This is a genomic window from Humitalea sp. 24SJ18S-53 (assembly GCF_050632385.1).
In the GTDB taxonomy this organism is placed as follows: Bacteria; Pseudomonadota; Alphaproteobacteria; order Acetobacterales; family Acetobacteraceae; genus Humitalea.
The window spans coordinates 3,384,541-3,404,551 of the sequence record NZ_CP192599.1 but is presented as its reverse complement, the minus strand read 5'-3'; the positions used below and the strand labels follow the sequence as shown (position 1 = coordinate 3,404,551).

General features: G+C 69.4%; 27 protein-coding genes and 1 tRNA gene. 6 read left to right on the top strand and 22 right to left on the bottom strand.

Annotation, left to right across the window (positions count from 1 at the left end):
* Positions 1 to 12: 12 nt before the first annotated feature.
* The 6 genes from ACQW02_RS16265 to ACQW02_RS16240 all read right to left on the bottom strand — a co-directional run bounded on the left by ACQW02_RS16265 (position 13) and on the right by ACQW02_RS16240 (position 3,908).
* Positions 13 to 297 carry an SH3-like domain-containing protein gene (locus tag ACQW02_RS16265; RefSeq protein WP_431280963.1) on the bottom strand — a complete coding sequence of 95 codons (285 nt, stop codon included), beginning with the start codon at positions 295 to 297 and terminating at the stop codon, positions 13 to 15.
* Positions 297 to 587 carry a nitrile hydratase gene (locus tag ACQW02_RS16260; RefSeq protein ID WP_431280962.1) on the bottom strand — a complete coding sequence of 97 codons (291 nt, stop codon included), beginning with the start codon at positions 585 to 587 and terminating at the stop codon, positions 297 to 299. The genes ACQW02_RS16265 and ACQW02_RS16260 overlap by 1 nt, the downstream gene beginning before the upstream one ends.
* Positions 584 to 1,360: an SH3 domain-containing protein gene (locus tag ACQW02_RS16255; protein WP_431280961.1), complete on the bottom strand. Its 777-nt coding sequence runs from the start codon at positions 1,358 to 1,360 to the stop codon at positions 584 to 586. The genes ACQW02_RS16260 and ACQW02_RS16255 overlap by 4 nt, the downstream gene beginning before the upstream one ends.
* A 77-nt stretch (positions 1,361 to 1,437) precedes the next feature.
* Positions 1,438 to 1,815 (bottom strand): DsrE family protein, encoded by a 378-nt coding sequence (locus ACQW02_RS16250; RefSeq protein WP_431280960.1) that lies wholly within the window; start codon positions 1,813 to 1,815, stop codon positions 1,438 to 1,440.
* The gene (locus ACQW02_RS16245; protein ID WP_431280959.1) at positions 1,812 to 2,609 is read right to left on the bottom strand and encodes a HesA/MoeB/ThiF family protein; all 798 of its coding nucleotides are present in this window, start codon (positions 2,607 to 2,609) and stop codon (positions 1,812 to 1,814) included. The genes ACQW02_RS16250 and ACQW02_RS16245 overlap by 4 nt, the downstream gene beginning before the upstream one ends.
* A 57-nt stretch (positions 2,610 to 2,666) precedes the next feature.
* Positions 2,667 to 3,908 (bottom strand): MFS transporter, encoded by a 1,242-nt coding sequence (locus tag ACQW02_RS16240; protein ID WP_431280958.1) that lies wholly within the window; start codon positions 3,906 to 3,908, stop codon positions 2,667 to 2,669.
* A gap of 41 nt (positions 3,909 to 3,949) precedes the next feature.
* Here ACQW02_RS16240 and ACQW02_RS16235 point away from each other — a divergent pair, with 41 nt between their 5' ends.
* A complete protein-coding gene (locus ACQW02_RS16235) occupies positions 3,950 to 4,753 on the top strand; it encodes an AraC family transcriptional regulator (RefSeq protein WP_431280957.1) in 804 nt (267 codons plus the stop codon).
* Positions 4,754 to 4,811: 58 nt separating this feature from the next.
* Positions 4,812 to 5,648: an amidohydrolase family protein gene (locus ACQW02_RS16230; RefSeq protein ID WP_431280956.1), complete on the top strand. Its 837-nt coding sequence runs from the start codon at positions 4,812 to 4,814 to the stop codon at positions 5,646 to 5,648.
* 32 nt (positions 5,649 to 5,680) lie between these two features.
* Here the strand turns inward: ACQW02_RS16230 and ACQW02_RS16225 are convergent, their stop codons facing one another.
* The 4 genes from ACQW02_RS16225 to ACQW02_RS16210 all read right to left on the bottom strand — a co-directional run bounded on the left by ACQW02_RS16225 (position 5,681) and on the right by ACQW02_RS16210 (position 9,309).
* A complete protein-coding gene (locus ACQW02_RS16225; RefSeq protein ID WP_431280955.1) occupies positions 5,681 to 6,679 on the bottom strand; it encodes a Bug family tripartite tricarboxylate transporter substrate binding protein in 999 nt (332 codons plus the stop codon).
* Positions 6,680 to 6,804: 125 nt separating this feature from the next.
* Positions 6,805 to 7,119, bottom strand: coding sequence for a DUF4387 domain-containing protein (locus ACQW02_RS16220; protein WP_431280954.1), 315 nt, complete (start codon positions 7,117 to 7,119; stop codon positions 6,805 to 6,807).
* 1 nt (position 7,120) lies between these two features.
* Complete coding sequence (locus ACQW02_RS16215) at positions 7,121 to 8,500, bottom strand: acyclic terpene utilization AtuA family protein (protein ID WP_431280953.1); 1,380 nt, start codon at positions 8,498 to 8,500, stop codon at positions 7,121 to 7,123.
* A gap of 11 nt (positions 8,501 to 8,511) precedes the next feature.
* Positions 8,512 to 9,309 (bottom strand): IclR family transcriptional regulator, encoded by a 798-nt coding sequence (locus tag ACQW02_RS16210; protein WP_431280952.1) that lies wholly within the window; start codon positions 9,307 to 9,309, stop codon positions 8,512 to 8,514.
* Positions 9,310 to 9,511: 202 nt separating this feature from the next.
* Between ACQW02_RS16210 and ACQW02_RS16205 the strand changes: the two genes are divergently transcribed.
* Both ACQW02_RS16205 and ACQW02_RS16200 read left to right on the top strand, forming a co-directional pair.
* The gene (locus ACQW02_RS16205) at positions 9,512 to 10,507 is read left to right on the top strand and encodes a Bug family tripartite tricarboxylate transporter substrate binding protein (protein ID WP_431280951.1); all 996 of its coding nucleotides are present in this window, start codon (positions 9,512 to 9,514) and stop codon (positions 10,505 to 10,507) included.
* Positions 10,504 to 11,472: an alpha/beta hydrolase gene (locus ACQW02_RS16200; protein ID WP_431280950.1), complete on the top strand. Its 969-nt coding sequence runs from the start codon at positions 10,504 to 10,506 to the stop codon at positions 11,470 to 11,472. The genes ACQW02_RS16205 and ACQW02_RS16200 overlap by 4 nt, the downstream gene beginning before the upstream one ends.
* 2 nt (positions 11,473 to 11,474) lie before the next feature.
* Here the strand turns inward: ACQW02_RS16200 and ACQW02_RS16195 are convergent, their stop codons facing one another.
* Together ACQW02_RS16195 and ACQW02_RS16190 are read right to left on the bottom strand one after the other, a co-directional pair.
* Positions 11,475 to 11,798 (bottom strand): hypothetical protein, encoded by a 324-nt coding sequence (locus tag ACQW02_RS16195; protein WP_431280949.1) that lies wholly within the window; start codon positions 11,796 to 11,798, stop codon positions 11,475 to 11,477.
* The gene (locus ACQW02_RS16190; protein ID WP_431280948.1) at positions 11,795 to 12,457 is read right to left on the bottom strand and encodes an AzlC family ABC transporter permease; all 663 of its coding nucleotides are present in this window, start codon (positions 12,455 to 12,457) and stop codon (positions 11,795 to 11,797) included. Before ACQW02_RS16190 ends, ACQW02_RS16195 begins: the two co-directional genes overlap by 4 nt.
* A 249-nt stretch (positions 12,458 to 12,706) precedes the next feature.
* Between ACQW02_RS16190 and ACQW02_RS16185 the strand changes: the two genes are divergently transcribed.
* Complete coding sequence (locus ACQW02_RS16185; RefSeq protein WP_431280947.1) at positions 12,707 to 13,081, top strand: hypothetical protein; 375 nt, start codon at positions 12,707 to 12,709, stop codon at positions 13,079 to 13,081.
* 7 nt (positions 13,082 to 13,088) lie between these two features.
* Here ACQW02_RS16185 and folD read toward each other — a convergent pair whose 3' ends face one another.
* From folD to ACQW02_RS16170, 3 genes are read right to left on the bottom strand one after another with little or no spacing between them, the layout of a single operon-like run.
* Positions 13,089 to 13,931 (bottom strand): bifunctional methylenetetrahydrofolate dehydrogenase/methenyltetrahydrofolate cyclohydrolase FolD, encoded by an 843-nt coding sequence (folD, locus tag ACQW02_RS16180; RefSeq protein ID WP_431280946.1) that lies wholly within the window; start codon positions 13,929 to 13,931, stop codon positions 13,089 to 13,091.
* Positions 13,928 to 14,266, bottom strand: a complete 339-nt coding sequence (locus ACQW02_RS16175) for a DUF167 domain-containing protein (RefSeq protein WP_431280945.1) — start codon at positions 14,264 to 14,266, stop codon at positions 13,928 to 13,930. Before ACQW02_RS16175 ends, folD begins: the two co-directional genes overlap by 4 nt.
* Positions 14,263 to 14,553 (bottom strand): YggT family protein, encoded by a 291-nt coding sequence (locus ACQW02_RS16170; protein ID WP_431280944.1) that lies wholly within the window; start codon positions 14,551 to 14,553, stop codon positions 14,263 to 14,265. Before ACQW02_RS16170 ends, ACQW02_RS16175 begins: the two co-directional genes overlap by 4 nt.
* A 154-nt stretch (positions 14,554 to 14,707) precedes the next feature.
* Between ACQW02_RS16170 and ACQW02_RS16165 the strand changes: the two genes are divergently transcribed.
* Positions 14,708 to 14,783, top strand: a tRNA-Ala gene (locus ACQW02_RS16165).
* An 81-nt stretch (positions 14,784 to 14,864) separates the two neighbouring features.
* On the opposite strand, the gene ACQW02_RS16160 is transcribed toward ACQW02_RS16165, so the two are convergent.
* The 7 genes from ACQW02_RS16160 to ACQW02_RS16130 all read right to left on the bottom strand — a co-directional run bounded on the left by ACQW02_RS16160 (position 14,865) and on the right by ACQW02_RS16130 (position 20,004).
* Positions 14,865 to 15,893: a tyrosine-type recombinase/integrase gene (locus ACQW02_RS16160; RefSeq protein ID WP_431280943.1), complete on the bottom strand. Its 1,029-nt coding sequence runs from the start codon at positions 15,891 to 15,893 to the stop codon at positions 14,865 to 14,867.
* Positions 15,890 to 16,144: a helix-turn-helix transcriptional regulator gene (locus ACQW02_RS16155; protein ID WP_431280942.1), complete on the bottom strand. Its 255-nt coding sequence runs from the start codon at positions 16,142 to 16,144 to the stop codon at positions 15,890 to 15,892. Before ACQW02_RS16155 ends, ACQW02_RS16160 begins: the two co-directional genes overlap by 4 nt.
* A gap of 167 nt (positions 16,145 to 16,311) precedes the next feature.
* The gene (locus ACQW02_RS16150) at positions 16,312 to 18,174 is read right to left on the bottom strand and encodes an HK97 family phage prohead protease (protein ID WP_431280941.1); all 1,863 of its coding nucleotides are present in this window, start codon (positions 18,172 to 18,174) and stop codon (positions 16,312 to 16,314) included.
* The gene (locus ACQW02_RS16145) at positions 18,167 to 18,469 is read right to left on the bottom strand and encodes a hypothetical protein (RefSeq protein WP_431280940.1); all 303 of its coding nucleotides are present in this window, start codon (positions 18,467 to 18,469) and stop codon (positions 18,167 to 18,169) included. The genes ACQW02_RS16150 and ACQW02_RS16145 overlap by 8 nt, the downstream gene beginning before the upstream one ends.
* On the bottom strand, positions 18,466 to 19,017 hold the full coding sequence (locus tag ACQW02_RS16140; protein ID WP_431280939.1) for a hypothetical protein: 552 nt from the start codon (positions 19,015 to 19,017) through the stop codon (positions 18,466 to 18,468). The genes ACQW02_RS16145 and ACQW02_RS16140 overlap by 4 nt, the downstream gene beginning before the upstream one ends.
* Before the next feature lie 109 nt (positions 19,018 to 19,126).
* A complete protein-coding gene (locus ACQW02_RS16135; RefSeq protein WP_431280938.1) occupies positions 19,127 to 19,546 on the bottom strand; it encodes a hypothetical protein in 420 nt (139 codons plus the stop codon).
* The gene (locus tag ACQW02_RS16130; protein ID WP_431280937.1) at positions 19,546 to 20,004 is read right to left on the bottom strand and encodes a hypothetical protein; all 459 of its coding nucleotides are present in this window, start codon (positions 20,002 to 20,004) and stop codon (positions 19,546 to 19,548) included. The genes ACQW02_RS16135 and ACQW02_RS16130 overlap by 1 nt, the downstream gene beginning before the upstream one ends.
* Positions 20,005 to 20,011 lie beyond the last annotated feature (7 nt).

Genomic DNA, 20,011 nt, shown 5'->3' with positions numbered 1-20,011 from the left:
AACCGGCGGGCGTCATGCCTCGTCCTCCGTCAGCCAGTGTTCGAATATCTCGACCAGCAGGTCGTCGCCCGGGGCACCCTCGCCCCAGATCGCCGGCTGGTCGAAGGCGACATGGTACAGCGCCCGGCGCGGCGCCGGGCGGCCGAAGGCCAGGTCCTCGGGGTTCGGGAAATCGCCCAGGTGCCGCACGATCCGACCCCGCCGGCCACGGCAGAAGTGCGGCGTGCGGATGTGGCAACGGCCCCGCGTTTCCGGCCAGTCGTCGCGCACGCGGATGGCGGTGCCGGCGGCGAGCATCAGCCGATGTCCTCGGCCGGGATGACGCCCTTCTCGACCATCAGCCCGGCCATGCTGGCCAGCCAGCGTTCGTAGTAGCTGAAGGCGAAGTAGTCGTCGGCCGGCAGGGATTCGATCCCCCGCCGGAGTTCATCCACCGACAGCAGCCCCTTGGCCGCCAGAAGCTGGCGCAGCGCATCGACGCGCTTGCCGAAGGCATCGGGCGGCGCCTCGTCGCGCTCGACCGCGACGCAGCGGAACCGGGCGTCACCCCCGATGGAATGCATGGCGGGCGTGTGCTCGTCGGTCACTGCACGATCTCCTCGGGGCCGATGCCCCAGATTTCGTCGCGTTTCAGGAACCCACGATACTCACCGACACGCGCTTCGCACCAGGGGCCAATCGGGCAGGCGATCAGCCGGCCGATCACCCCGGGGCGCAGCCGGGCGACGACGGCGGAATTTTCCTCCGGCCTGCGGCGCAGGTCGCGGTCCACGCCGCGCACCAGGAAGCTGCGGCGCCCGGCCAGGGTGGAGGAATGCACCCAGCCCTCGATCCCCTCCTGGTCGCGGATACGGCGCCAGAGGTCGAATTCGCGCACGATCTCCACCGGCATGTCGCGCCGCTGGTACGTCCATTCGATCGGGAAGCGGGTGCCCGGCCCGGCCCGCATGTTCACCTCGTCCGACCGCAGGGCGGCGAAGCGCGGCAATTGCAGCCCGGTGACGGTGCCCATCTGCGGCGGGGTGGGTTCGGGCGGCGGTGTCGGCGCGGGAGGTGCCGCGCTGGCGGCGGCGGCGGCAGCGGCCGTCGCGGCTGCCGCCGCGGCGGGGGTGCGTGGGCGGCGTGCCGGCGTTGCCGCCGGGTTGCGGGTGGGCGTGCCGGGCTGGGCGCGCTGGCCTGGCCGGGTCGTGGCGGCGGCGGGCGGGCGCGTGGTCTGCGCGCTCGGCGCCGCCGGGCGGGTCGGCGGGCGCGGCGGGGTGGGGCTCGCTGCCTGCGGCACCGGGGGGGGCATGGTCTGGGCCATCAGGCGCGGGCTCGCGGCCGTCGCCACCGCGGCCAACAGGGCCAGCAGCGGCAGCATCGACAAGGGGCGAGGGCAAGGGAATCGCATGCCCGAACATGGACCGGGTCCGGCGCCGCGGGTCAAGCGCCGTGTCGTCACAGCGACAGCACCTGGCCCCCGACCGTCGCGGAGAGGAAGGTGACGACGCCCGCCACCTCCACATCCGCCGCAAGAGCGCCGGCGGCGATGCCGGTCGCGCGCAGCCCGGCATCGCAGGCGATCAGCCGCACGCCCAGGTCCCGCGCCGCCGCCAGCAAGGTGCCGATGCCGGCGACGCCACGCGCGGCCAATAGCGATTCGCGCGGGTCCTCCAGCAGCGCGGTGGGGGTGGCCAGCAACAACGCGCAGCCGTCGTTGGTGGCGAAGATCACCACGTCGCGCCCCACCGCCGCGGCCCCGGTCGCCAGCACCAATGCGTAATGCGCGGCCTCATGCCCCCCCGACCGCAGCAGCAGCCCCAGGCTGGCCGTCACGCGTGGCCGCCCAGGTCATGGATGGTCGCCCGCGGCCCACACAGCGCGCAGTCCGGATCGCGTTTCAGCCGCACCGTGCGCATCCGCGCATCCAGCGCATCCCACAGCAGCAGCCGCCCATCCAGCGGATCGCCGATGCCCAGGATCAGCTTCAGCGCCTCGGTCGCCTGCAAGGTGCCCATGACGCCGGTGACGGCGCCCAGCACCCCGGCTTCGGAGCAGCTCGGCACCAGGCCGGGCGGCGGCGGCGCGGGATGCAGGCAGCGCTGGCAGGGGTGGGGGTCGCCCAGATGACTGCGGAAGACGGACAATTGCCCCTCGAACCGCAGCACCGCCGCGCTGACCAGCGGGCGGCCGAGCAGGTGGCAGGCATCGCCCAGCAGGAAGCGCGTCGGGAAATTATCGGTGCCGTCGCAGACGAGGTCGTAGCGCGGGATCAGCTCCTCGGCGGCGGCGCGATCCAGGCGGCGGATATGGGCCTCGACGCGGACATCGGGGTTGATCGCGGTGATGGCCTCGGCGGCGCTATCCACCTTGTTGGCGCCGATGCGGGCGGTGGTATGGGCGATCTGGCGTTGCAGGTTGGACAGTTCCAACCGGTCATGATCGATCAGCCCGATGGTGCCGACGCCGGCGGCGGCCAGATACAGGGCCAGGGGCGAGCCGAGCCCGCCGGCCCCCACCACCAGCACCCGCGCCGCGCGCAGCCGGGCCTGGCCGGTGGCCCCCACCTCGGCCAGCAGGATGTGGCGGGAATAGCGGTGCAGTTCCGCATCGGAGAAGTCGAGGTCCATGCCCGCCATCTGGGCGCCCGCACCCCATCCCGGCAAGGGGCCCGGCAAGGGGGGGCGCTATTCGGCGGCGACCGGCACGCCGCGTGGCGGCGCTTCGGCGGCACCCCAGAGTTCGGGGCGCAACTCCTCCGGCCGGTCGGGGAAGAACAGGCAGGCCAGGGTGGTGATCGCACCGAAGCCGGCCAGGACCAGCAGCGGCAGCGACAGGTTGCCCGACAGGTCGTGCAGGTAGCCGACCAGGGGGCTTGCCGTCGCGGCGCCGAGGAAGCCGACGAAGAAGCGGATGGAATACAGCTTCGCCCGCAGCGGCGGCGCGACGTAGCGCGCGATCATCGTCTCGTTCACCGTGACCTGGCCGAAGATCGCCGCGGCCAGCAGTGCTGCCAGCGGCAGCACCACCCAGCCTTGGCCATAGGCCAGCGCCAGCATCGCCGGCACCTGCACCAGCGCCATCGGCAGGAAGACGCGCTTCAGCGTCATCCGGTCGATCAGCCGCCCCACGGTGAACTGCGTCAGCCCGCCGCAGAGCGTCGCCAGGAAGGCCAGCAGCCCCACGACCGGCAGCAAATTGGGCTCCGACGCCAGGCGTTCCTGCATCAGCTTTGGCAGCAGCAGGGTGAAGGCGTTGAACACGAAGCCGGAGGCGAAGGCGATCGACAGCAGCACCGTCACCGCGCGCCGCACCACGGCGGGCGGGATGGCCGGGAAGGGCTTGCCGCCGCCGACCCGGGCCGACAGGTCCAGCGCCGGTTCCCGCAGCCAGACGAAGCCGACCGCCATGCAGGCGACCCCCGGCAGGATGAACCCCCAGCGCCAGCCGAGGGTGGTGGCGAAGAGCGCCGTCAGCACCGGGGCCAGCGCCACGCCGATATTGCCGAAGACGCCGTTCACGCCGATCGCGCGGCCGACCTTCTCGCCCGCGGCCTCGACCAGCATGGCCGTCCCGATCGGGTGGTAGATGGCGTTGAAGGCGCCCATCGCGGCCAGCGCCATGCCCAGCGTCCAGGGGCCGCTGGCCAGGCCCGCCAGCGCCATGCAAGCCCCGGTGCCGAGGAAATGCGCCGCCATCAGCGCCCGCCGGCCGACCCGTTCGGCCAGCCAGCCCATCGGCAGGGACAGCGCGCCATAGAGCACGAACATCCCCGTCCCCAAGGCCAGGATCGGGCCGAATTCCAGGCCGAAGGCGCCAGGGTCCTGCGCCACCATGCCGAGCACGGCTGTCGCCAGGATCAGCAAGGCATAGTGGGTGAAGATATGGCTGACGTTGATCAGCGCCATTTGGCGCGAGGCGGGTGACATGGGGCTTTCCCTGTTCGTTGCCGCCAGCATAGCCTGTCCGCATGGCGACGTCCGGACAGACACTATCGAAATCCGGCCAAAGCGCGGTGCGGCCGCCGATGCCGCAGGATGCGGTGGACCGGCCGCTGGCGGCCTATGCCCACGACTATGCCGACGGCCACGACACCGGCCGACATGCCCATGCGCGGGCGCAGTTCCTCTACGCCACCGCCGGGGTGATGCGGGTCAGGACCGATACGACGGCCTGGGTGGTGCCGCCGGGGCGGGCGCTGTGGATGCCGGCGGGGACCGCCCATGCGGTGCGGACCGAAGGCCCGGTGGCGATGCGGGCGCTGTTCTTCCGCGCCGATGCGGCGGCGGTGGGGCCGGCCGGGGTGTCGGTGCTGGCGATCACCCCGCTGCTGCGGGAATTGGTGCTGGCCGCCTGCGCCCTGCCGCTGGAATGGGAATCGGCCGGCCGGGGCGGGCACCTGGCGGCGCTGATCCTGGAGGAGGTGGCCGGCGCGCCGCACCTGCCGCTGGGCGTGCCGGAGGGGCGCGACCCGCGGCTGTGCCGCGTCACCGCGGGGCTGCGCGCGGCCCCCGCCGACCCACGCCCGCTGGAGGATTGGGCGATGCCGGCCGGGGCCTCCGCCCGCACGCTGAGCCGGCTGTTCCGGCAGGAGACGGGGCTGCCCTTCGCGGCCTGGCGGCAACAACTGCGCCTGGCGGAGGCCGCGGCCATGCTGGCGGGCGGCACGCCGCCCGCGCGGGTGGCGGCGGCCGTGGGCTATGCCAGCGCCTCGGCTTTTGGCGCGGCGTTCCGGGCAAGCTTTGGGCATACGCCGGGGGAGCGGGGGCGGTAGCCTAGGCGCTTGCCCCCCCTTGCTTGCCCCGGGCGGCGCGTCGTCACACTTTGCGGCCATGAGCATTCCCTTCACGACCGGCCTCAACCCGCCCCGCACCAAGCTGCCGCCCGGCACGGTGGACACGCACCACCACGTCTATGACGCGCGGTATCCGCTGGCGCCGGGGGTCACGCGCGTCGTCGCGGATGCCACCCTGGCCGATCATGCGCGGCTGCGGGCGCGGCTGGGTGTCGCGCGCAACGTGATCGTGCAGCCATCGGCCTATGGCACCGACAACCGCCTGACCCTGGCCGCGACGGCCGAGGGCGGGGCGGATAGCCGCGCGGTGGTCGTCGTCGCCCCCGACACGCCCGAGCCAGACTTGCGGCGGATGGCTCTGCTGGGCGCCCGGGGCGCCCGGATGAACCTGCTGTCGCCCGGGGCGGCCCTGGGGGTCGAGGCGATGGCGCCCCTCGGCACGGTCCTGGCCGGGCTTGGCTGGCACCTGCAGATCTTCTCCTCGGCGGATGTGATCGCCGAGCAGGCGGAGGTGCTGTGGGCGCTGCCTTGCCCGGTGGTCTTCGACCACCTGGCGCAACTGCCGCCGGATGGTTTTGCCGGGCATCCAGCCTGGGAGGTGGTGTCGGGGATGCTCGCCGCCGGGCGTGCCTTCGTGAAACTGTCATCGCCCTATGCGCTGGCCCCGGGTCGCCAGGGCCCGTTGATCAAGGCACTGGTCGAGGCCAATCCACGCCAGGTCGTCTGGGGCACGAACTGGCCGCACCCGAATGCGGTCGGCCATGTGCCGGATGATGCGGCCCTGGTGGATCTCTTCGCGACGCATGTCCCGCCCGAACACCACACAGCGGTCTTCGCGGAGAATGCGACGCGGCTCTACGGCTTCGCCGCGTAGGGGCGGGCGCTGGTCGCGCCCGCCGAATCCGCTCAGTTCGCCGTCACGCCCGTGCGTTCGACGACGCCGCTCCATTTCGCGATCTCGGCTGCGATGAAGGCGTCGAAGGCGGCGGGGGTGGTGCGGCCGCCCGGCAGGGGCAGCGGCCCGCCGCCCAGACTGGCGAAACGCGCCTGGACACCGGGCTCCTCCAGGACCGCGGCGAGGTCCCGCCCCAGTCTCTCGATGATGGGGCGCGGCGTCTGCGCGGGGGCCAGCAGGCCGAACCAGGCCGTGGACTGGACGTCGGGGAAGCCTTCCTCGGTCGTCGTCGGTGCGTCCGGCAACACGGAGGCGCGCACAAGGTCGGTCACCGCCAGGACACGCAGTTGCCCATCCTGGATCAGCGTGATCGCGGAGGGGATGCTGTCCACGATGAAATCCACTCGTCCGGCCAGCAATTCCTGCAGCACCTGCGCGCCGCCGCGATAGGGAATCGCCGTCACCTCGATCCCGGCCGCAAGCTGCAGCAGGGCGCCAGCCATCTGGACCGAGGATCCGGGGCCGGTCGTGCCGAAGTTGAGCACGCCCGGATTGGCCTTCGCGAAGGTGACGAGGTCCCGCAGCGTGCGGAAGCGCGAATCATGGCGCACCAGAATGAGATTCGGCGCGGACAGCACCAGCCCGATGCCGGCGAGCTCATCGGCCCGATATGGCATGCGGCTGCCGAAGAGGGGGTGGTTGATGGCCGTGCTGCTGACCGTGCCGAAGACCAACGTATGCCCGTCGGGCGGGCTCTTCACCACGGCATCCGTCCCGACGACGCCGCCGGCACCACCACGATTCTCGACGACGATGCTTTGCCCGAGCCGTTGCCCGAGATACTCGGCGATCAGGCGCGCCGCGGTATCCGTGCTGCCGCCCGGCGGAAACGGCACCACCAGCCGGATGGGGCGGTTGGGGTAGCCGGGCGCCTGGGCATGGGCAGGCTGCAGCAGGCTTGGCAGGCCCAGCACCGAAGCCAGTGCAAGGCGGCGGGTGATGGCAGGCATGTTGGTTTTCTCCCTTAAGCGTGGTGACCGACGGCGTGCCGACGGCCTGACTCATGCGAAAAAAACAGATCGATCCTGGCGCGTGTGCGAAGGCGCACGCAGCAGAATCTCGTCGTCGAAGAAGGCTAGTCGCTGTCGAGGTCGAGCAGCATCAGCGGCACATGCTGTTGTGCGCCGTAGACATCGGAATCGCCGATGTCGCCCGATGCAATGGCACGCGGCAGCGTCACCTTGATGGCATGCACCTGCGGATAGGGGATGATCTGCACATCCTTGGCCGCGACGCCGTAGAGGCCGGCAATACGCGCGGCGGTGAGCGCCGGGCTCTGCATCACGCGTTGATAGGCGGCCTCCGACGTCATGATGACGTCGATGGTCAGCATCAGCGCGCCGGCATTCTTCGAGCGCAGGGTCTGCGCATAGCTTCCGAGCGTCGCCATCTCAGCGGCCCTTCACGTCGACATAGGTGATAGGAAAGATCTCGAGCGGATCGTCGAGTTCCATGATGTGCCAGACCGAGAAGCGGAAGGCCTCGCCGACCTGCGCGTCGGAGGGGGCGAAAGGCACGGCGAGATTGCCGGCGGTGCAGAGCCGCCCCGCGAATTCGGTGTGCATCGCGGCGTAGCGCGCCTTGGCGAGGATTGTCGCCGCATCATCCGGCGTCGCGGCCACGACATCGAGCATCAGGCCGATCTCATGCGGCTCCGCCGTCGAGGGTTCGCAGGCGCCCAGCACGGCGTCGAGACCGTAGCGGCGGATGGTCAGCGTGTAGCTGGCCGGATCGATGCCGAGGCTGATCGCCTCGCCGCGCACGCGTTCCATGATCTGGTCGCTGAAGGGCTTGATCTGGCGGATCAGCACGGGGTCGCGGACACCGGCCATGAAGACGGCGCGATGGCCGCAATGCGTCACGCCCTCCAGCTTCACCGTGTACTTCTGGCCGGGCTTGAAGATGCTGCCCTCGACGCGCACGCGACGGTCATCGAGCGCGGTGTAGCTGCTGGCGCGCGTGTCGACGAGGCCGGAGGGTTCCAGCACCTCATAGGGCGAGGGGTTTTCGTACATGGTGTGGGAGGCGACGCTTTCCGGCGTGCAACGCTTGTCGGGATGCGCCGGCTCGATCACGAAGTGATCGGCGCGCAGGGTGCCGATGACGCAATCCTGCCCGGTCTTGGGGCGGACGATGGCGCCGCCGCATTCGATGGTCTTGCCCAGGTGCCAGGCCAGCCCCGCATCGAAGCCGCGGCTCAGCGGCACCGTGGCGTAGAGCGCGCTGTCGCTGCATCGCCCCGCCAGGACGACGTCGGCGCCGCCATCCAGGGCGGCCTGCAAGGGGGCCGTGCCCATCATGGCGACGATGCGCGTGGCGCCGGCGACCGTCGCCTCGTCGAGTTCCGCGATCGGTCCGAGCGGCGCGGTGCGGCCCGCGCGGATCTTGTCCATGATGAATTCGCGGGACGGTTCGGAATCGATCACGGCCAGGCGGAAGGACAGCCCTTCCTCCCGCGCCACGCGCTCGATGATGTCGCGGGTCAGGGCGACATGCGGCGTGCCGCCGCCGCCGCCGGCGGAGCCGATGATGAGCGGCACATTCAGCCGGCGCGCGGCCTTCAGCAGCAGCCTGAGGTCACGCTCGGTGGCGCGGAGGGAGACGAAGGGTTTTCCGGCGCCGAGATAATAGGGGCCGGGATCGGAGGAGCCGGCATCGGCGGCGATCACATCCACGCCGCGCGCGATGGCTGCCTCGAGCGCCACTTCGGTGAAGCCGTATCCGATGCAGCCTGTCGCGGCGAGAAGCCGGATTTCATCCTGTGCTGGCATATACCGGTTCCTCATTGTGATGGCGCGGCGTCGCGCCCTGCGAATTTTGCTTCGATATCGGCGACGCCTTCGCGCAGCAGCGCCACGACCTCCGGCCAGCGTGCCGGTTCCAGGCGGGGGGTGATGGCCGCACAGCTCAGCGAGCCGAGGGGGCGGCCCCAGGCGTCGCGGATCGCGATGCCGACGGCGGTCATGCCGGAAACGATATCCTGGTCGGATAGTGCGAAACCTTGCGCGCGGGTCTCGGCGACCTTGTCCCGCAGATAGGCCGCGTCGAAGGTCGGGAAGGCGACGCGATCCTCGCCACGCGCGATGATGCTTTCGACATCGGCATCGGGCAGGGCCGCAAGAACGGCAAGCGCATGCGCGCCGCAGCCGAGTGGACGGACGGTGCCGACGCGCAGCGTCATGGGCAGGATGGGGTGGCTGCCCTCCACGCGGGCCACGCATCGCGCCGTATGGCCGGTGCGCATCGACAGCAGCGCGACATCGCCGGTGGCATCCGCGACCAGGCGCAGCGCGGGGGTGGCGATTCGTTCGAGGTCGTAGCGGCGCGCTGCCGCTTCGCCCAGCAGCCAGAGCTGGTGACCAAGCGCGTATCCCTGGGGTGTCTGCTCGACCAGGCCTTCGACGACGAGGGCGCCGAGCAACCGATGCACCGTCGCGCGATGCAGGCCCGAGCGCGGGGCAATCGTCGCGAGCGGCATCGGTGCTTGTGCCTCCGCCAGCAGGCGCAGCAGCAGCGACACCCGGGACAAGGTCCGCAGGCCGTCCCCGTCGGTAGCGGCCGCTGTTGAAGGCTCTGGCATCAGGCAAACGATCTCCCGCGCGGAACATCTTCAAACCGATGGGGTGCGTCAAGAGTTTGAGACAAAGTTCATTTGATGTCTTGTTAGATGAGACGACGCGCGACATCCTGGCTGCGCCGCAAAAAAAGCCCGGTGGGGGTTGGCAGGCGGGCAGTGACGGGTCGGTAATGCAGCTTTCCTCGTTCGTATCGGAGCCTCCCGCTTGTCTATCCTGTCCCGCCGCGATGCCGCGCGGCTGAGCCTTTCCGCAGCCGCGACCGCGCTGCTGCCCGCTGCCGCCGGTGCCCAGGGCACCTTCCCCGACCGCCCGATTACCTTCGTCGTCCCCTATGGCGCGGGTGGTCCCTTCGACCTCATTGCCCGTGTGGTGGCGGAGCGCATGCGCCAGGATCTCGGCCGGCCGGTGGTGGTCGAGAACCGGGCCGGCGCCGGCGGCATCATCGGTTGTGCTTCCGTCGCCCGGGCGCCGGCGGATGGCTACACGATCCTGCTCGGCGGGCTGACCACGCATATCCTGATGCAGGGCGCGGTGGAGACCTTGCCCTTCGACCCGATCGGCGATTTCGCGGTCGCCAGCCTGCTGTCCAAGACGCCGTTGATCCTGGCGGCGAACAAGGACCTGCCGGTGACCGACCTCGCGTCGCTGGTGGCGCTGCTGAAGGCATCGCCGGGGCGCTACACCTTTGCCTCGGCTGGCAATGGCACCTCGGGCCATGTCGTGACGCAGTACCTGGTGGATGCCGTGGGGGCGGAGGCGCTGCACGTGCCCTACCGCACCTCAGCCCAGGCCACGACCGACCTGCTGACCGGGCGCATCGACTTCATGGTGAAGACGACGGCCGAAGCCGAGCCGATGCGGAACGGGTCGATCCGGCCGCTGGTCATCTTCTCCGACACCCGCGCCCCCGCGCTGCCGGATGTGCCGACCCTGGCGGAGACGGGGTTCAACAACGTCGTGCGCTACAACCTGGAACCCTGGCAGGCGATCATGGTCCGCCGTGGCACGCCCGATGCCATCGTGGCGCGGCTGAACCAGGCCGTGGCTGCGACCGCCGCCGACCCTGCGACCCGTCGCCGCTTCGAGGAGTCGAACCTCGTGCCCTTCGCCGGATCGGTGGCTGATGGCGAGGCCTATTTCGTCGCCGAGAACACCCGCTGGGTGCCGATCGTGCGGGGCATGGGGCTGATCGGGCGATGATCTGCGATCCGGAGATCGAAACCTTCTTCGCCCATGTCCAGCGCGAGATGTCGGCGCGTTTCGCCGCGACCGGCGGGCTGTCGGTGGAGGAACGCCGCCAGCGCGCCGAGGATTACGCGACGCTGACGGCCGAGCCGGATCCGGCGGAATTGCGCAGCCGACAGCTGTATATCGGGCTGCCGGGGCGGGAGATTCCGGTGCTGGTGCATCGCCCCGAATCCACCGCGCCGCTGCCGACGATCCTGTTCTTCCACGGCGGCAGTTTCGTCGCCGGCAGCCCGCAGTCGCATCACTTCATCAGCGCCAGCATTGCGCATAACACGGGCGCGCAGGTGATCAGCGTGCATTACCGTCGCGCGCCGGAAAATCCCTATCCGGCGCCGCTGGAGGATTGCTACGCGGCGCTGTTGTGGGCGGTGGCGCAGGCTGGGCCGCTCGGTATCGACACCACCCGCATGGCGGTGGCGGGGGATAGCGCCGGAGGCAATCTGGCGGCTGCCTGCACGCTGCTGGTGCGGGACCGCGGTGGACCCGCGCTGCGGCACCAGGCGCTGATCTATCCGGGGCTGGGTGGCGGATCGGGCACGCCGAGTTTCCAGACCCATCACGACGACCTGTTCCTGAAGCCGGCGGGGATATTGTTTTCCCAGAAGGCCTACCTGGGCGAGGCGATGACGGCGCCCGACGATTACGCCGCGCCGTTGGCGGCCAGCAGCCTGGCCGGCGTGCCGCCCGCCTATATCCTGGCCGCCGAACTGGACCCGCTGCACGACGACGGGCGGCTCTATGCCGAAAAACTGCAGGCGCATGGGGTGGCCGCGACGATGCGGACGGCGCCGGGGATGGTGCATGGCTTTGTGCGGGCGCGGCGTTGGAGCCAGGTCGCCGAGCGTGAGTTCCAGGTGCTCTGCGCCGCGATCAGGGAGGCGCTGGAGCTGCCGGTACCGCGAACCCGCCGCTGGTAGGGCTAACGCGGGAAAACGGCCGCGACGAGGCTCAGGACACCTAGTCCGGCAACCAACCCGGCCAGCAGCCCGAAGCGCAACTGCGCTGCCAGCCCCGCCGCCACCCCAGCGGCGCGGGCGACCGGCGGCACGGCTGCGGCGACCGCCGCCGGCGGCGCGACCAGGGCCGCGACGACGAAGGCGGCGATGGTCGCCCCCGCGACCGCCGCCGCCCAGCGCACCACCGGGTGGTCCGCCCGCAGCCGTCGCGCCAGCAGCACGCCGCCGACCCGCAACGCCAGCCCGAGGGCGGCCGCCACCAGCAGCGGCGTCCAGTCGGGGTTCATGTCCGCCGCTGCCAGAGCCAGGCGGCGGTGCCGCCGACCAGCCCGGCCACCAGAAGCCCAACCGCAGGCGGCAGCAGGATGGCGAAGGGCGCGGCGATGATGCCCCCCAGGACCGCGGGCCTGGCCACCGGCCGCAGCAGATCGGCGCCGATCAGCAAGGCGAAGTAGATCGTGTTCGCGAAAAGCAGCGCCGGGCGCGCGGCCGTGGGCAAATCCGCCGCGGCCCAGAAACCCACCAGCGCGGTGGAGGAGCCCAGCACCCAGGACAGGCCTCCGCAACCCAGGAACCACGGCAGGCCGAGCCCTGGATGCAGCCCTGGCACCGTGCGGATCGCCACCGCCCAGGGCGTCACCGCGATGAAGGGCGCGACGAGCCAGCCACGCGGGCCGAGGTAGGGCGACAGGGCGATCGCCATGGGCAGGAAGCGCGCATTGGCGACGGTGGCGCCGAGGACCCCCGGCATGCCCGGCACACCCAGCAGGATCATCTGGCCCGGCATGCCATAGACCAGCATGCAGGCCGCCATCATCCAGGACAGCGGCATATCGGCCTCACGACACGCGGCCCCGAAAGCAAGGAAGGTCGCCATCATCGCCGGCGCCTGCGGGCCCAGGCCGCCGAGGAGCCCCGCGCGCCAGGCGGCGAACGCCGTGGTCACCTGGCGCCGGCGGCGCGGGTCGAGACCGTCATGAGTGTGCCTCCGAATGGGGAGGAGCGTAGCAGGTGAGCGGCCGGGGCCGCACCCCCCCCCCCGTGGGACGTGGCGCATGATCCGTGGAGACTTTGCCAATGACCTTGGCGCGCGGGGTCATTACGATCATCGCGCCATAGCTTGGCGGCGGCCCCGCCAAAGCCGGGGACCGAGGTCCTGCGACCCGGATCACAATAAGCAACGGAGGAAAGAAACATGTCCGTCCATGCCCACGCCTCTCGTGCCAGGCTGCTCGGCCTGACTGCCCTGACGCTCGTGGCCTTCACCGTCCAGGCGCAGGCGCAATCGATGGGTTCGCGTGAGTTTCAGAACGCGGAATTGACCGAACTCTCACCGGCGCTGCAGGCAGAGGTGACGGCCCGTGCCACAGGCGGGAACACGCCGCGTGGCGTGCTGGAGACGATGCTGCTGAACGGGATCCAGGCGCGCTATCCGGCCAGCCGCATCATCGCGCTCGACATGGGGCGCGGCATTGTCGTGATCGCCACGACCGACAACCAGATGCGTGCGATGACCTTTAACAAGCAGGAAGGGCTGAACGTGATCGGTGAGGTGTCGCTGACGCGCTGACGCGGGTCTAGCCGCGCCGGGCCAGGGCCGCCTGCAGGGTGTTTTCCAGCAGGCAGGCAATCGTCATCGGCCCGACCCCGCCGGGGACGGGGGTGATGGCGCTGGCCCGGGCGGAGACCTCATTGAAGGCGACGTCGCCGACCAGGCCGCCGGTCGCGGTGCGGTTGATGCCGACGTCGATGACCACGGCACCTTCTGCCACCCAATCCGCGCGGACGAGTTCCGCGCGGCCGACGGCGGCGACCAGCACGTCAGCCCGGCGGCATTCGGCCGCCAGATCCCTGGTGCGGGAATGGGCGATGGTCACGGTCGCATCCGCCGCCAGCAGCAGCGCCGCCATCGGGCGGCCGACGATGGTGCTGCGGCCGAGCACCACCGCGCGGGCACCGGATAGCGCGATGCCGGTTTCGGCCAGCAGATGCATCACGCCCTTGGGGGTGCAGGGGACCAGGCCGGGCTGCCCGGTTGCGAGACGCCCGGCGTTGATCGCGTGGAAGCCATCCACATCCTTGGCCGGATCGACCGCGTCCAGCACGGCGGCCGCGCGGATCTGCGGCGGCAGCGGCAGTTGGACGAGGATGCCATCGACATCGGGGTCGTCGTTCAGGCCGCGGATCGTGGCCAGGAGTTCGGCCTCGGTCGTTTCGACGGGCAGTTGGATCGTGGCGCTGGAGAATCCCGCGGCCAGGGCGGCGCGGTCCTTGTTGCGGACGTAGACGCCGCTGGCCGGGTCGTCGCCGACCCGCACCACCCGCAGGCCGGGTCGGAAGGGCAGGGTGGCGACCTGGGCGGCCAGGCGGGCGCGCAGGGTGGCGGCGATGGCCTTGCCGTCGAGGATACGGGCGGTCATGGCTTGCTGGGCTCCGGTAGGGCCTCAAGGCGGGCGAGGATGACGGATGCTTCGCCGGCGACATGCAGGGTCTTGGCGCGCGACGTGGCCCCGGCGCGGAGCGTGACGGCGCGGCCGGGCAGGTGCAGGGCGGTGGCGATGGCGGCGGCCACGGCTTCGGTTGCGCGGCCATCCACTGCGGCTTCGGTCACCGCGACCCGCAGGCGGGGGCCATCGATGCCGGGCGCCAGGCCGCCGACGCGCGGGCGGCGGGACTTGGGTTCGGCCTTGATGCGCAGTTCAACCCCGTCCGGCACGGCGCGCCAGGCAGACTTGGTCCCGGCCGGCAGGATCACGCCACCAGGGGCCATAGCGTGGTGGTGAGGAAAATGCGGAAAGCCTGCAGCAGCAGGATCAGCACCAGCGGGGACAGATCCACGCTGCCGAGGGTCGGCAGGATGTTGCGGATCGGCCGCAGCGCCGGTTCGGTGATCTTGAACAGGAAATCATCGACCGCCCAGACGAAGCGGTTGCGGCGGTCCAGCACGCCGAACTGCATGAGCATGCTGACGACGGCGGCGATGATCAGCGCCCAGATGTAGAGAGAGACCGCCTGATCGACCAGCCAGAACAGCGCGTACATGCATGACCCTCGCGTTGCGGGCCGGAGGTGCCGGGCCGACGGGTTCATCTATGGGGCGGCGGCGCCCGGGGCAAGGCGGCATGGATTGCGGGGAGGGCGCCTTGACTTGGCCGGAAGCTCCCCCGATAAGGCCGACCTCACGCGCCGTTGGTGCGGGGCTGTAGCTCAGTTGGTAGAGCGCGTCGTTCGCAATGACGAGGTCTGGGGTTCGATTCCCCACAGCTCCACCATCCTCGCGTGTAATCTCTTGATTTTCCATCGAAATGTGCTCCTTGGTGGCTACCGGATTGCCGTCCGGTAGCCACCGCCTTTCAGGTTTCGTTCTTCGCCGGACGCCCCAAACGGGTGATTGTCCGGGTCGCAATGCGGCGCTGGTTCACCTCTCTGGTGTAGTGTTCGACCATCTTCAGGCTTTGCCCGGTGATGGATGCGATTTCGTGCGGCGTGCATCCCGCTTCGGCCAAACGGCAGCAGGTGGCCTTCCTCAGGCCGTGCGGTGGCGCGGCGACGCCGGCGGCCGTCGAGGTGCGCGTGAACCAGTTGTAGAAGGCGGTCTGCGAGGCGAAGGGTGACCCGGTGTGGGTGACCAGGAATGCCAGATGCCCGGCCGGATGGGCGGCCAGGGCCTCGCGCAATTCGGCGTGCATCGGCACAGCCAGTTCTTTCCCGGTCTTCTGTTGCCGAACCATGATGGCGCCGTCGCGGATGTGTTGCGGCCCCATGCGGATCACGTCGCCCGATCGCTGCCCGGTGTAGAGCATGAGCGCGAGCGCCAGGCGGGCGCGGGTGCCAAGGGGGTGTTTGGCCTCAAAGGCTGCCACATCTTCCTCGGACCAGGTCGCGAGCGGCTTGGCTTTGTAACGGGGCGGGCGGATGTCGCGGGTCGGCACGTCGGCGCGCATCCCGATGTCAAAGGCATGGTGCAGGACCTGCCGCAGCACATTCAGCAGCGCGCGGGCGGCGGCCGGTGTCTTTGCCCGACTGGTGACGATAGCGCGGATGTGCCCGGCCTGAAGCTCCCCGACTAGGTCGTCGGTGTGGTCCTTCAGCAGCGCCTCGAAGATCCGGCGGTAGCGGAGTTGGCTGCCTTCGGTGAGGGCGACGAACCGTTCAGAGCTATACCAGGAAGCCGCCAATGCCCCCATGCTGCCCGGGCGGGTACGACGCTCCCCGATCGCCGGCGGAACGCCTTGCAGCGCCGCCTGATAGGCAGCCATGAACTCTTTGCTGCCAGGCTGCCCGCGCAGGCGAACCTTGATCCTATCCTTGCGGAAATAGCGGTAGGTCACGCGACCTTTGCGAAACTCGTGGATGAACGGCAGCTTGATCGTTGTCATCATGCCAGCACGCGATCCCATGAATTTCCGCCATCATGCGCTTTGCCGCTGCGCCGCGGCAGAAGGCGGCAAGCGGCTCGCAATTCGTCGGTGTCCCACAGAACCCGGGCATCAGCTTTGCGCGGCTCCGGCATCCTGCCATCCCCGACCATTTCATCGAACTTCGAGGTCGACACGCCGACCAGCGCCGCAGCGGCTTCACGGGACACCATGAACGGCAGAACGCCCGGCGGCAGGTGGTCGTATTGTGCCATGCGCCGCCTCCGGTCTGCCTTTCATGGAAGAAGTAGCCCCCGCCGGGATTGCTCCCAGCGGGAGCGAATGTCAGCCGCGCCAGGAAAGGTGCCCGTCCGCTGACTGTCGGTGTTGTTGCGGTCACCGCCGACTGGACCGTTTTCCCATGCCTAGTGGGAAAGCTTAATCAGGCGCCCGTGACGCGCACCGCACCGACATAACTCATCGGCGCAATCGTGAAATCGTGCGTGACCTTGTACGTGAGGCCATCCCGATTATCCGGCGTGTGATCGCTGATCTGCGGAATGCCGCCCGTCCCGTTGAGGGTGACCATGGCCAGCATCGGAGCAAGGGCCGGATCAGCGAACAGGAACCAAGGCGCGCCGGAGAGCCTGGGTTCAACGCCAAGGAGCAACCTCCCTGCGAAGACCGGACGGTTGGCTTCGGTCGTCGCGACGGTCGCGATTTCCGCAAGTACCTGCTCGCCCGCAGTCTCGCCGGCCGGACCAACCAACATGACCCGTGGTTCCGGCGCAATCAGATTGCCGCCCGCATCCTTCTGCGCCCGCATCACGATGCGGGCGGCGGAAATGCCAGCAGTGCTCACCGTACCTACGGCGACATTCCCATGCGAAGCGTGAAACAGCGGAAGACCATCAGCCATGGTCGGACCCCAGCCGGCGCCGTTCGCGACAAACATTTTCACGAATTCGTTGGCTTCCGTTGCGACCACTCCATTCGCGAAAAGGGTCACCTGGTCGAAGGCGCCGAGGTCGTCATTGACCAAGGCCTGGCGGCTGAAGAACAGTCCCCTGGCGAAAGTCTGCACCGCGTAGCTTTCACCTCGCTCCGCCGGGGCGGAGTGTTTGATTTCACCGCCTTCGCCAAGCAGGCTCAGGTCCGTCACGCCAGCGGCCTGAAGAAACGTGCCGGTGCGGAAGTCAGGAACGCTACGCGCCGCGCAAATCAGTCGGGCTGCACCGGGCGCGGCGACAAGACGCTTCTCAAGGACGCGGGAGCCCGCCTGCTGCAGCAACAGCGGGAAGTCGCTGGTTGTCAGGGCACGGGTGATGATCTCAGCCGCGCCAGCGTTGCGCCGGGCAATGGGGGACCCACCAGCCTGCGCAAGCTCGGACGCCAAACCGGCCATGGTCATGCCGCGATAGGGGCGGGCCGCTTCGCCCGGATCGGTGCCAGCGACGCGGGCCGCAAGCGCATCCGCCATCCGACTGCGGATGCGATCGGGAGAGTCGTGCGACATCCCGATAAATGCACGCGGCGTGGGTGCCCGCACGTTGGCGTCCGCTTGAACGCCGGCCTCAAACACCTGGGCCCGGTATGCGTCGAGAGTCATACCGCCCGCAATTGCTGCTCGCTCAAGGGGCTGAATGACGTCTGCGGGCAGGAAGCTGCGTGAGGCGAGCTCGCTGATCGAGCGAATGCCGGAGACCCGCTCACGGTCGGCACGAAGGGTCAGATCGTCGCCGGAAGGCGGCACATTGGTATCGGGCATGCTGGTCATTTCCTTCATCGTGATGGATCGCACGCGCCCCGCCGGATCGGCCGGAAAAGGCGTCAAAGAGATTTCGATTATTTCGAGGCCACTCACGACAAAGAGTGGAACCCCATCGACTGCGGGCGCAGGCGTCCACGCGGCCGCGCGATAGCCCATGGACACGCCGGTAAGGGTGCCATCGGCAACCTTCTCGAACACGTCACGTGGCCGCTGCCCGGTGCTGAAGCGCAAGGTCGCAGCCAGGCCGGTCGCATCGCGGCGTAGGCCCGAAACCGTGCCCACCAGGTTGTCTACGAGATAGGTGTGGTCGAGGAGCAACGGCACGCCATCGGCGGGGGACAAGCGGGCGCCCTTGAGGTCGAGGTCTTCGAGCCACGGCGACCACGCCCCATTGGGCGCTGGCGGCGGGCGACTGACCCTGGCGCCACTCGAAACGGTCGCGGTTACGGTCCCTGCTTCGCGGTCGAGCGTGGCCGGGGCGGCAGCCAAGCGCATGGCGCGGCGGGTCAGTACTGGCGAGGGCGCGTCAGGCATGTCGGGTCGCCGCTTTGACGATTCGGGCGAGGTTGGCAGACGCTTCGGAGGCGGCATTGCCGGCTGCTTCGGACCTTGCCTCTCCAATGGCGATCAGCACCAGCCCCAGGTTGACCAGGTGCTCGGGCGGGAGAATGACAGCCAGCCCGACACCGCCCGAACAGAAGGCGAGGCGGCCATCATGGCCAATGTTGATGCCACTGCCGTACGGGTCGTCATGTGAGGCGGAGAAGATGTCGCAGGGAAGCACCAAGGCACCGCCCGGCGGCGGTAGACCGGGAATGTCAGGGCTCATTCGTGGCGCCCCTTCTGCTGTTCCAAGAGCCCTTTCGCCAACTGGCGCAGGACGGGAAGCAAGGCGACAACCAGCATTACAGGCCGTACGTTTGGGCCAAGAGCCGTCACAGGATCGGCGGCAACTTCGCCGATCTTGTCCTGCCGCACGATCTTGAAGCGGCAGATCGATTCGTTCTCGCCGTCCCAGCTGCGATGCTGGACCCAACCGGCGACGAACGGCGGAGAATGCTTCTCCCAAAATGAATCAGAGAGAGGATCACTCCCGTTTTTGACGTGCTCGACAAGATAATCAGCGAAGCCGGCCAGCGCCGGCAGCACGTTGCGAACCGCGAGCCCCGCGACAAAGATCGAAAGCCCACCTTCCGCGAGGTCCCGGCCCACCGCTACGGCAACGGCCTGCGCAAAGGACAGCCGCGTGTGACTGCCGGTGCCTGAGGTGGGAAGCGACGCGCGAGATACGAAGTTGGTGACATTCTGGCGCGTCATCACAAGGGCGGCCGCGACCTCGCCCGTGGTGTAATCTGTCGCGGAAAAAATCTGATGCATGTCGAGCGCCTCTGCCGTTGCGATCCGCTATAAACAATCAAATTGAGTGTTTCAAGTTGATTGTTTTCGATGTGGCCAAATTTAGCCGCGCCGCCGGCAGGGTTCCGCGTCAGCTTTGCGACGAGGTGCGAGCGCAGTCGGGTGCGCGGCAGGACTGATTTCCGTAGAGGCGCAGCAGGTCGTTCATGATGCTCCCTGCCCAATCGGCGGCGGGGCCATTCTCAGGCGCCTCGCTCCCGTCCGGCGCCCGCGCGTCGAAGTTGGCAGCGCGGACCTTTGCGAGGATGACGGTCATGGTCTGCGGCTTGGCCGCATCGATGACGCGGATGACCTTGGAGCACTCTGCCCAAAGCCGCTCATCCTCCGGATTGTCCTGGCCGCTGTAGGCGCAGTAAGCGTCATGGGCGGTGCGGTATTGGAGGCAGGCGTGGATCAGCTCCGCGTCCGGGTTCGCGGCTGCGACGGCCGGGGCAATCCCGGCCGAGGCAGCAGCTAGCGCCGACAGGGCGCCGCGACGGGTGGCGGCCATCACGCGGCCCTCTCACCCGGCTGGCCATAGAGGCGCAGCAGGTCGTTCACGATGTTCCAGGCCCAGGCGGCGGCGGGGCCATTCTCAGGTAGATCACTGCCATCGGGTGCCCGCGCTTCGACCTTGGCCGCACGGGCGATAGCGAGGATGCCGGCCATGGTCTGCGGCTTGGCGTCATCGATAGCGTCGACCGACTGTCGGTAGGCCGCCCAGAGGCGCTGGACCTCCGGATGTTCGTCGCCATCGTCGGCGTGGGTGTTGTAGGCGTGCCGCGCGGGTCCAAAACCGGCGCAGACCCCGATGAGCTCGGCGTCGGGATTTGGGGACGAAGCGCCAGTGTGGGAATCTCCCACATTGCCGGCCTGGGCGGGGGGAGCTGCCACGGCCGCGGACAAGGCGAGCGCCACCAGGGCGCCGCGACGCGTCGTTTGTCTTCTGGTATTTTGCTTGTCAGCCATTGCCTGC